Annotated in this window: 9 protein-coding genes; all 9 read right to left on the reverse strand. The window is 71.7% G+C overall.

Going from position 1 to position 6,858, the window contains the following annotated elements:
• Nucleotides 1–471, reverse strand: a 471-nt coding sequence (locus VFE05_23660) for a hypothetical protein (protein HET6233094.1), incomplete at its 3' end; no start/stop codon positions are given.
• Nucleotides 468–1,124 (reverse strand): ABC transporter ATP-binding protein, encoded by a 657-nt coding sequence (locus tag VFE05_23665; GenBank protein ID HET6233095.1) that lies wholly within the window; start codon nt 1,122–1,124, stop codon nt 468–470. The genes VFE05_23660 and VFE05_23665, both read right to left, overlap by 4 nt.
• A gap of 9 nt (nt 1,125–1,133) precedes the next feature.
• On the reverse strand, nt 1,134–2,915 hold the full coding sequence (locus tag VFE05_23670) for an ABC transporter ATP-binding protein (protein HET6233096.1): 1,782 nt from the start codon (nt 2,913–2,915) through the stop codon (nt 1,134–1,136).
• Entirely contained in the window at nt 2,912–3,793 is an 882-nt protein-coding gene (locus VFE05_23675) for a hypothetical protein (GenBank protein HET6233097.1), read from the reverse strand. Before VFE05_23675 ends, VFE05_23670 begins: the two co-directional genes overlap by 4 nt.
• Complete coding sequence (locus VFE05_23680) at nt 3,786–4,604, reverse strand: hypothetical protein (protein ID HET6233098.1); 819 nt, start codon at nt 4,602–4,604, stop codon at nt 3,786–3,788. Before VFE05_23680 ends, VFE05_23675 begins: the two co-directional genes overlap by 8 nt.
• A gap of 11 nt (nt 4,605–4,615) precedes the next feature.
• Nucleotides 4,616–5,545: a hypothetical protein gene (locus tag VFE05_23685; GenBank protein HET6233099.1), complete on the reverse strand. Its 930-nt coding sequence runs from the start codon at nt 5,543–5,545 to the stop codon at nt 4,616–4,618.
• Nucleotides 5,546–5,710: 165 nt separating this feature from the next.
• Complete coding sequence (locus VFE05_23690) at nt 5,711–5,872, reverse strand: hypothetical protein (protein HET6233100.1); 162 nt, start codon at nt 5,870–5,872, stop codon at nt 5,711–5,713.
• A gap of 99 nt (nt 5,873–5,971) precedes the next feature.
• A complete protein-coding gene (locus tag VFE05_23695; protein HET6233101.1) occupies nt 5,972–6,133 on the reverse strand; it encodes a hypothetical protein in 162 nt (53 codons plus the stop codon).
• Between the two features lie 94 nt (nt 6,134–6,227).
• Nucleotides 6,228–6,362 (reverse strand): hypothetical protein, encoded by a 135-nt coding sequence (locus tag VFE05_23700; protein ID HET6233102.1) that lies wholly within the window; start codon nt 6,360–6,362, stop codon nt 6,228–6,230.
• Nucleotides 6,363–6,858: the final 496 nt, after the last annotated feature.

Here is a 6,858-nt window from a genome sequence, read left to right on the forward strand (position 1 = left end):
GACGACGAGTGCCAGCAGCGAGGCGAGCAGCGTGAAGGCGAGACCGGCCAGCATGCGCCCGGAGACTAGCGCCGCCCCGTCCACCGGCGACGAACGGTTCAGGCGGTCGATCTGCCCCCGCCGGTCGCGCGCATGGCCCGCGTCCAGCGCCAGCGCGAACGTGGGCAGGAGCAGCAGGCCCAGGACGATGCCCGCCGCGACCAGCGCCGTGTCGGCCGAGAAGATGGGCTTGCGCCCGTCCAGCGTCAGCACGGCATAGCCCGCGCCGGGGCTGGGCACCAGCAGCGCGCAGACGGCGAGCACGGCGGCGAGCAGCACCGGCACGGCGGGATCGCGCACCCGCAGCCGCAGCTCGGTCCCCACCACCGCCGTGAGCACGGAAACCCGCCGGCCGAACGCGCTGCGTCCGCCGGCGGCACCCGATCCCGCGAGCACCGTCCGACCCGTGGCGGATGCCTGCGCGGTGGTCATCGGAGCGCCGGTTCGAGCGTCGTCACGGAGCCGCCGCTCACGCGGGCGACCGACGCGCCTCGCTCCGTCATCTCCTCCACGTGGTGCGTGGTGAGCAGGACGGTGCGCCCCTCCATCCCGTCGAACAGCAGGTCGGTGAGCGCCGCGCGCGCATCCGGGTCCACGCCCGCGAACGGCTCGTCCATCACGCACAGCGGCGCGCCCGTCTGCATGGCGTACGCGAAGCCCAGCCGCTGCAGCATGCCCTGGCTGTACGTTCCGGTCCGCATCTCCCCCGCCTTCCCCAGGCCCACCGCGCCCAGCCACTCGCGCGCCCGCTCGTCCGCCTCGCGCCGCGCCACCGCGCGCAGGCGCAGGAAGTAGACGAGGAACTCGCGCCCCGTGAGCTCCGGGTACGCGGTGAAGTTCTGCGGCATGAACGCCGCGCGCTCCAGGAACGCCGCGCGGTCCCGCACGTGGTCGTACGGGCCGAAACGGACGGTGCCCCCGGCCAGGGGATGCAGGCCGAAGACGGCACGCAGCAGCGTGGACTTGCCCGCGCCGTTGCGGCCCGTGAGCGCCGTGACGCCGGGCCCGAACGCCGCGCTCGCCGCCACCAGCAGCGGCGCGCCGTCCGGCGTCGCCAGCTCGATGCGGTCCAGGGTGAGGTCCAATGCGTCTCCTTACGCTTCCACGAGCCGGGCGCGCCGCACCTGCGTGAGGCGGGCGAAGAGGTCGTGCGTGACGGTGGCGTCGCCCGGCGCTGCAGCGTGCACCACGCGGCCGCGGTCCAGCACCACCAGGTGGTCCACCTCGGTCAGCAGCTCGCCGTTGTGGGCGATGACCACGATGGTGACCTGCCCGTGCAGCGCCCGGATGGCGGACTTGATCGCCCGCTCGCTCACCACGTCGAGCGACGCCGTGGCCTCGTCGAGGATGAGGATGCGGGGCCGCGCCGCCAGCGCCCGGGCCAGCGCGATCCGCTGCCTCTGCCCGCGCGAGAAGTTGCGCCCGCCCTCGTCCACCCCGGCCTCGTAGCCGCCGGGAAGGGAGTGCACGTGCTCGTGGATCTGCGCCGCGCGGGCTGCGCGCTCCACGTCGCCCTGCGTGACCCACTCGCGCCCGAACCCGATGTTCTCCGCCACGGTGCCCGCGAAGAGGAAGGGCTCCTGCGGCACCACGGCCACCTCGCGCCGCGAAGGCGGGGCCTCGCCCGGACCTTCGCCGGGGCCGGCCGCGAAGCGCAGCACGCCGGAGGCGGGGCGGTAGATGCCGCACAGCAGCCCGGCCACCGTGCTCTTGCCCGCGCCGCTCTCGCCCACGATGGCCGTCATGCGGCCCGCCGGGATCTCGAACGACACGTCCACCAGCGCGGGGTGCTCCGTGCCCGGATACCCGAAGCCCACCCCGTCCAGCACGTACCCGAACGGCGCCGCGCCCGAAGGCGAGGAGGCCGAGGCCGCGCCGTGGAGGACGGGCGGGAAGAGGGGGCCCGCGCCGGCAGCCGGGGCGGGGGAGAGCAGCGACTCGTGCTTCTCCAGCATCGCCCCTGCCTGCTGGAGCCTGCCCGCCAGCACGCCGATCTGGCTCACCGAGGCGACCAGCACCACGGCGTAGGTGATGTACGCCACCAGGTCGGCCACACCCAGCCGCCCCGTGCGCACCTCGGAGAGGCCGAACGCGAGCGTGCCGCAGATCACCACCGCGAATACGACCAGGCTCACCGGGTTCATCAGCGTCATCAGGCGCAGGTGCCTGCGCACGCGCGCGAACGTCTCGTCCAGCCGCTCCACGAAGCGCGCGTCCATGTAGTCCACGCGGTCGTACGCCTGGATCACGTACGCGTTGGACGCGGCTTCCAGCAGCAGCGACACCGTGCGCCCGCGGTAGCGCTGCACGGCAACCACGGCGGCCGTCGCCAGGCGGATGAACGCGAGGATCACCACGGCGATGAGCGCCACGCCGCCCAGCGAGATCATCGTCATCCGCAGGTCCACGAAGAACAGCGCCACGATGGCGCCCACGGTGAAGATGGAGTGGCGCAGGAAGCTGATCAGCGTGTCCGACAGCCCGCCCTGGATCACCCCCAGGTCCGACGAGAAGGCCGATGCCACCTCGCCCAGCTGCCTGGGGCTGCACTCGTCGAGCGGGCGGCTCACCAGGTTGCGGAAGAACGCCGCGCGCAGCCCGTTGGCGATGCGCTCCGACGCGTTCGCCACCAGGTATCCGTAGACCGCGGTGCAGACGCCCTGGAGCATCAGCAGCGCGGCGATGTTCATGGCCGGCGCGTACAGCCGCACCCCCACGCGCGGGTCCGATGCGTGGGGCAGCATCGCCACCAGCAGGCCCAGGTTGCGGGGCACGGAGAGGAAGAAGATCGTGCCCAGCGTGAGCGCGGCGATCGCGGCCCCGTACTCGCCGCGGCGCCCGCGGGTGAGCGCGAGGAGGCGCAGGACGCGGTTCACCTGCCCGCCCCGGCGGCCTCGGTCGGTCCGCGCCGCGGAGCCGCGGCCGTGTGGAAGAGCCAGGCGGCGTTCAGCGTCATGGGCAGGAAGAAGCCGCGGTCCAGCTCCGCCGGGTCCTCGCTGGGCGGCAGGAACGGGTTCACGAAGCCGTACGCGCCCGTCCTTCGCCGCTGGAGCGCCACGAAGTTCAGCCCCTCCTCCGTCTCCAGGCACGGCCGGCCCAGGGAGGTGACGAGGCGCAGCAGCTTGGCGCCCAGGTCCACGCGGTAGTTGCGCAGCTCGCCCAGCGCCGTCAGCGCCAGCATCACCGTCAGGTCCTCTCCCAGCTCCGCTCCGTCCGCGAACAGGTGGTCGGCCAGGTCGGCCACCACGTCGCCGGGGGCATTGAGGATGCGGGCGGGCGACTTCGCCAGCTCCGCCGCCTCGCGTCCCGCCGCTCCGACGACCACGCCGAACCCGCGTGCCGCCAGGAGGGATGCGATGTGGCGCACCCGACCCAGCTCGCGCACCGGCGCGGGCAGCCCCGCGAAGGCCGTCGCCACCTCGCCCAGCATCTCCCGCAGCGCCCCGACCTCGAAGCCGGCGTCGGCCAGCACGCCGTGGCAGCTCACCAGCAGCAACGGGTCCAGGTCCATGCGCGCCCGGTCCGGGTGCGCAAGGGCGGCGGCGGCCATCGACGCAGCCTCGGCCGCGGCGGGCGCGGGATCGAGCTCCAGGTCCGGATTGGCCGCCAGGCAGCAGCGGGCGAAGGTGGCCGACACGCTGGCCTTGGGCCCGGCTTCGAAGGGGACGAATCGCTCCAGGTATGCGTAGGTCTTCGCGGCCTGGGCGGGCGTGCAGCGGACGGCGCCGGCGGGCGGCGCGGCGGTCTCAAGCATCGTGGAGGACGGCGAAGGCGGCGATGCTGCTGCGGAGCCGGAGCCCCTTCTCGGCGCGCTGGACGTAGTCGTTGTCGGCATAGCTTGCCTCGGGCGGGGGGAGCAGGTCGCGCGCGGCGTCCACGTGCGAAGCGAGGGACCGGGCGGCCCCCTCGCGGAGCCAGTCGGGCATGCCGTACGCGGTCGCGCACAGCAGCGTGAGCACGGCCACCCAGTTCGCGTGACCGTCGCGCACCGCCTGGACGAGCAGCGCCTGGGGGTACATCCGCGGAAGCCGGCCGCGGTACTGGGCGCTCACGGCGCAGAGCTGCGCCACGAGCGTGAGCGTGAGCACGTCGAAGTCGTCGGACCGCGCGCGGAGCACCCGCTTGTCCAGCACCAGCCGCAGGTCGCGCGTGCCCAGCATGTCGGCGCCCGGCTCGATGCCGCACGCCGCCAGGTAGCTGGCCACCAGCTGCGACGTGAGCACCGGCAGTTCCGAGCGGCCCGCCAGGCCCCGCGCCACGATCTCGCGCGTGTGGCCCACGTCCTTGGGGACGAAGCCCGGCGCGCGGCTCGCGAACCAGCAGAGCAGCGACGTGGGGTAGAGGAACTCCAGGCGCGCGAAGGCCGTGTCGTCCAGCAGCCCCGCGCGCAGCCAGCCCAGCGCGGCGGCCGCGATCCGCGCCCGCATGGCCGCGGCGCTGGGATACTGCCCGCACAGCGCCAGCACCTCGGCGGCGGCGGCCAGGTCGTAGAAGGCCGTCTGGCCCGGCGCCCGGTCCATCTCCTCGATCAGCCCGTCCACCTCGCGGGCGCAGGCCGTCCTCATCTCGCCGGGTGTCATATCCGCCGCTTTCCAGCCAGGGTGAAGAGCATCGCGCACACCAGGGTGGTGTGGTACAGCTCGCCGAAGCCCGCGCCGCCCGCGTCGGAGCGGCGCTTCACCTCGTTGCGCGGCGCCACGGCCCCGTCCGGCGTCACGGTCGCGAGCACCCGTTCCATCCCCGCGCGGAAGACCGTCCGGTCGCGCGTGCCGGGAGCGACGCCGGAGAGGATCCAGCACAGCAGCAGCTCGCCCATCAGGTCGATGTTGTCGGCGCGCATGAGCATGGCCGTCAGCGCCACCAGCTCGCGGTGCAGCCGCTCCAGCATCTCCGCCGGCAGGTTGCCGTGCAGCGGGCGGCGGCCCATGTCGGTGAGGTAGAAGATGGCGTGCGTCAGCGAGTACAGGTCGTCCAGCGTGTAGCGCGTCAGGCTCTGCCCCCGCCCGAACGCCGTGCTGCCGAACCACAGGTTCATCTTCTCCTGCTGGCCGGGAATGCCGATGCGCGAGTAGCAGTATGCCGTGTCCATCTCGCGGTACGGGAAGCGGTCCATCCCCTCGAAGAAGTCGATCGCCCGCAGGAAGTCGAAGTACTCCATCTCGAACGGCGGCGGGCGGCCGTGCAGCGCGAAGAACTCCGCCAGCCCCGCCAGCGGCGTCGCCGCGGAGGGCTCGAAGGCGGCCAGGTCGTGCCAGTCGAACGCCTCCGTCTCCGCCAGCGCGAAGGCGGTCAGCGAGTCCAGCGTGCGGGAGCGGACCCCGTGGCGCGTGAGCACCGTGAGCATCATCACCAGCTCCGACACCGGCTTGATCTGCCAGGGAAGGGTCTCGCTCGCCATCCCCGCGATGCGGAAGCTGCTCTGGTGCTCGCCCAGCCAGCCGATCGCGGCACGGGCCGACTTCTGCGCCGCGCGCTGCATCACCACCGCCTTCAGGGTTCCGAGCATGGTTCCTCGCGCAGGGCGCTGGTGGAGGGTGCGTTTCGGTCCGCAGGTCGGGCCGGGTCCGGAGAAGGTCCGTCTGCGCGCAATGGCGCATCCGGAACTACACTCCGGGGCCGGAGCGCCACCGCGGCGGTGCCGCGGCGAGCGCTCCGGTCCTCGCGCGTCAGATCAGGTGGCGAAGATGAGCAGGTAGCCCGACGAGCTGAAGGCGATGCCCCAGCGCGGCATGGTCACGTTGCGGTCGAAGCCGGCGGCCTGATCCACGGAGACTTCGGTCGAGTCCTGGAGGAAGTTGAACATGGTGTCTGCCTCGTTGTTCGAGCGAACCACCCCTCGCGGCGGTCGCCGCGCGGTCCTGCCCTGCCCGTCCATCCATCCGGACCACGCCCGCGATATTGCAGCGGGGCGCTCCGGCCGTCACCCGTGGGATCAGGTGGCGAAGATGAGCAGGTAGCCCGAGGTGCTGAAGGCGATGCCCCAGCGCGGCATGGTCACGTTGCGGTCGAAGCCGGCGGCCTGATCCACGGAGACCTCGGTCGAGTCCTGGAGGAAGTTGAACACGGTGTCTGCCTCGTTGTTCGAGCGAACCACCCCTCGCGGCGGTCGCCGCGCGGTCCTGCCCTGCCGGAGCGTTCGGCCGGAGCGCGCCCGCGGTCGTGCCGCGGAGCGCTCCGCCGGTCACGTGCTACTTGGTCGCGAAGATGAGCAGGTAGCCCGCCGAGCTGAACACGGCTCCCCAGCGCGGCATGGTCACGTTGCGATCGAAGCCGGCGGCCTGGTCGACCGAGACTTCGGCGGTGTCCTGGAGGAAGTTGAACATGGTTCTTGCCTCGTTTGGCGTGTGGACGATGACTGGCGGCGATTGCCGCGGAGTGGGGCCCCGACGACGTATCTAGTCGGATAACGTGAGTCGCACAAGGGCCCGTGATCGGGTGGATGAACAATTTGTATGTGAAGATCGAATAAGAGCTTACGGATTCTGCATACGGTGAAGTGCGAAAGATTTGCAATGATGTTTATCTCCTTATCCAAAAACGTGTTATGGAGGATGGGATAAGAGTCGGTGAGACGGCCACTGCGAAGGGGTGAGGAAGCACATTCCGTCTTTTTCTATAGTCGGAGGGGGCGGCGATGGTCGTCCGTGGTCGTCGGGCTGCGCCGTTCCGGCTGCTCCGAGGCGGCAAGGGTGGACGTCTGAGGTGTTACATTTCACGTACATACGCACCGTTGTGGAGCGGCCGGATGGACGTTTCGCATACGCGGCGCGGATCGCGGGCCGATGGACACGTGGTGCGGGGTATCTCCCCAGAAACGAA

It is taken from the genome of Longimicrobiaceae bacterium (assembly GCA_035696245.1).
Lineage (GTDB): Bacteria > Gemmatimonadota > Gemmatimonadetes > Longimicrobiales > Longimicrobiaceae > DASRQW01.